General features: G+C 66.2%; 5 protein-coding genes. All 5 read right to left on the bottom strand.

The window, feature by feature from the left end; genetic code table 11:
* Window positions 1-107 precede the first annotated feature (107 nt).
* Window positions 108-788, bottom strand: coding sequence for a hypothetical protein (locus FDZ70_08285; GenBank protein TLM72667.1), 681 nt, complete (start codon window positions 786-788; stop codon window positions 108-110).
* A gap of 140 nt (window positions 789-928) precedes the next feature.
* Window positions 929-1441 carry a hypothetical protein gene (locus tag FDZ70_08280; protein TLM72666.1) on the bottom strand — a complete coding sequence of 171 codons (513 nt, stop codon included), beginning with the start codon at window positions 1439-1441 and terminating at the stop codon, window positions 929-931.
* Between the two features lie 165 nt (window positions 1442-1606).
* On the bottom strand, window positions 1607-1849 hold the full coding sequence (locus tag FDZ70_08275) for a CopG family transcriptional regulator (protein ID TLM72669.1): 243 nt from the start codon (window positions 1847-1849) through the stop codon (window positions 1607-1609).
* Window positions 1839-2123: a BrnT family toxin gene (locus FDZ70_08270; GenBank protein TLM72665.1), complete on the bottom strand. Its 285-nt coding sequence runs from the start codon at window positions 2121-2123 to the stop codon at window positions 1839-1841. Before FDZ70_08270 ends, FDZ70_08275 begins: the two co-directional genes overlap by 11 nt.
* A gap of 121 nt (window positions 2124-2244) precedes the next feature.
* Entirely contained in the window at window positions 2245-3189 is a 945-nt protein-coding gene (locus tag FDZ70_08265; protein ID TLM72668.1) for an integron integrase, read from the bottom strand.
* Window positions 3190-3240 lie beyond the last annotated feature (51 nt).

The raw sequence follows: 3240 nt of genomic DNA, 5'->3' as shown, positions 1-3240 counted from the left end.
CAGCGGAGCGCGCCCCGCTCCGCCTTCAAGACCGATTCTACGCCGCAGGCGCGCTACCGTTGGAAGCGCGTGTTCGACACGACCGCAAGTGTGCTCCTCGCGGCCAACTACCTGATTTCGAATGTCCTCCAGATTGCAGGACGCTGATCAATCTCGACGATTGCGATCCACGTGCCCGTTGGCTCCACGGACCCAGTCCCGCTGTCAGCGTTCCAGTACGTATACGAGTCGAACCAGCCAGTGCCACCTGCCACCATCGGCTCACCAATCATCTCTGTCGCTTGCGGACCGAGGTGAACGTAGACGACCTCCGCGCCGCGCTTGGGCGAGACAAGGCGCGAACTGGTGACGACTGTTCCGGCGGCGGCATCGATAGTCGACGTGTCGTCGGTGACCCAATCAGACGTGTCGTTGTACTTGGTGCCAATCTTGAGGTACTTGACCGTGGCAGCGGAGCGCGAGCCGGTGCCGGCCCAGATCTCGCCGGGACTAGCCTCCGACACGATCTTCTCGCTGACTAGCGCTCCCGTCTGCTCGATGCCAGCTGAGCTGACGAGCGAGAAGACCGAGGCGCGGACTCCTTCGCGCGGCTCCCGAACCTGGATGCGTACGCCGGCTGGGAGGTGCGGTGTCTCGTGCACCTCAGGTGCGACTGTGTAGGTCGCGGTCGAGGTGACCGTGCGCTTCCCGGTCAAGCTACTCAGCGTTGCGGGCTTGCATCCGAGAGTCATCCCGACGAAGACAACCGCCACCGCGAGCCACAGAGGCGTGGCCGAAATGCTGCGCATGGATCCAAGCCCTCCAGATCGGGTCTGTGTCGAACGTTTCTGCGTTTCAGCGGAGCGCGCCGCGCTCCGCCTTCATTGCCGATTCTAGCCTTCCGGCGCGCTTCCGCTGGAAACGCCTGTTCGATGCGCGGCCCATTTGCTCAGCCCCGCTCCCAGAAGTCGACTTCACTCTTCTCCGCTGGGGCATGGCGAGGCGGTGGTGTGGCCACCTCATGAGTCGGCCGGGGTTGTGCGAGCAATGCCGAGACGTCTTCGGCTAGCAGGCGAGTCAGGGTCCACATCACGGAAAGGATTGCGCCGACTGCGAGACCCGCGGCGGCGGCTTGCGCTGTGCCGCCGATGAAGATCGCAAGGCGGTTCGCCATGACGAGTAGCGTACTCGCGAGGACTGCAGGAATCGACATACTGCGCGCGGCCTTCATTGCGCGCTGACTGAACGACAGGCCGAACACGATGCCGACTCCACCAACAAGTCCAAGGTAGAAGGCGGGTCGAAGGCCAAGAAGGCCCGCGATTCCCACCGAGACGGGGAGCGCGCCCCAAGCCACGAGGCCGAGCACGAGCAGCGAGAAGTACCCGATGAGGAGTAGTTGACCGGGAACGGCGCTCCAAGAAGGTGGGTTCTTCCGCGGCAGGACGTGATACCTGCGCATCAGCTTCCCCCCTGGCCGACAGCTGCATCGAACAGTGTTTCTGCGGAACCGTCGAAATCTCCAACGCGGCTCCGAGCTTCCGTGTATGAGCGTACTCGTCGGCCCTACGCTTCGGAAGACGCTCCGCGTCCAAGGATGCTACGCGGTTCCGTGTAAGGGGGCCTCCTAGCCGGCGGCCCGCTTCTTGTCGAGTTGCTCGGCGCACCAGATCTTGATGACAGCCTGCCGGCTGATGCCGAGTCGTTTCGCCTCCGCATCGATTGCGGCGACCACCCAGGCGGGGAAGTCGACATTGACTCGCCGCGTCTGCAGGAGCTCCTCCAGAGGACGACGAGTGGTCGACCAGTCGACGAAGTCACTGATGTCCTCCCCCGCATCGAAGCGGCGATCGAACTCCTCAGCGCTGATGGTCTTGTCGGGCATATGCCTGCGCCTCCCTCGGTCGCGCGCGCCGGACTGAGATGATGCGTATCCGGTCGGACCGCCACGTGACCACGGCGGTCCACAACTTGCCGCCGAGCATGCCTGTCACGAGGATCCGCGGTTCGGTCTCACTGCGGGCTGTCGACGCGGCGAGACGTCTATCGGACCACAGCCCCTGGGCCTCTTCGAAGTCGATTCCGTGCTTGAGCTTGTTCGTGCGACTCTTGGCCTCATCGTACTCGAACCGAAAGGATACCATCATTCTCCCCCAGAGGATAGAACCTATACCACTCGGATAGCCGCCGACCGGAGGGAGATTGCGGCCGGCGGGGGTGACTCGGCGAACGTGGTCGGTAGGACAGGTCTTGTCGGCTCGGTACCTACAGCGCGTCCATCGGGCTCTTCACGCCGTGGCCGCCTTTGTTGAGCACGTGGGTGTAGATCATCGTCGTCTTCACGTCCTTGTGGCCGAGGAGCTCCTGGATCGTTCGGATGTCGTAGCCGCTCTCGAGCAGGTGCGTCGCGAACGAGTGCCGCAGCGTGTGGCAGCCGACGTGCTTCGGCACGCCCGCTTCGCGCACCGCGCGCTTCACCGCCCGCTGCAGCACGGTCGCGTCGACGTGGTGGCGCCCCTGCGCACCGTTCTCGGGATCGCGCCACCGCCGCGCCTGCGGGAACACCCACTGCCAGCACCACTCGGCCGGAGCGTTGGGGTACTTGCGGTCGAGCGCCTCGGGCAGCGGCGCGCGGCCGAAGCCGGCGGCGCGGTCGGCGTCGTGCGTCGCGCGGACGTGGCGCAGGTGGTCGCGCAGCGGCGCCTTCAGCGACTCGGGCAGCATCGTCACCCGGTCCTTCGCGCCCTTGCCGCTGCGGACGGTGACCTCGCCGCGCTCGAAATCGACGTCGAGTACGCGCAGCCGAAGGCACTCTGACAGGCGCAGCCCCGAGCCGTAGAGCAGCGACGCCATCAGCCACTCCTGCCCCTGGAGCCGGCTCAGCACGGAGCGGACCTCGTCGCGCGTCATCACCACCGGCAGGTGCTTGGGCTTGCGGGCGCGCACCACGTCGAGCGCGCCGACCTCACGGCCGAGCACGTGGCGGTAGAGGAACAGGATGCCGGCGAGCGCCTGGTTCTGAGTCGACGAGCTGACATCGAGGTCGGTGGCCAGGTGGGTCAGGAACTCGTTGATCTCCGGCTCGGCCATCTCGCCGGGGTGCCGGATGCCGTGGAAGCGGATGTAGCGTTCGACCCACAGGCGGTACGCCTTCTCGGTCCGGCGGCTGTAGTGGCGGGAGCGCAGGGCGAGCGTGAGGCGGTCGAGCAGCCTCGGCTCGCGGGCGGGCCCGCGGCGGCGGGCGCGGTCGTGGTCGGGCGC

The sequence above is a fragment of the Actinomycetota bacterium genome, from assembly GCA_005774595.1.
In the GTDB taxonomy this organism is placed as follows: Bacteria; Actinomycetota; Coriobacteriia; order Anaerosomatales; family D1FN1-002; genus D1FN1-002.
This window is presented reverse-complemented; position numbering and strand designations above follow the sequence as displayed.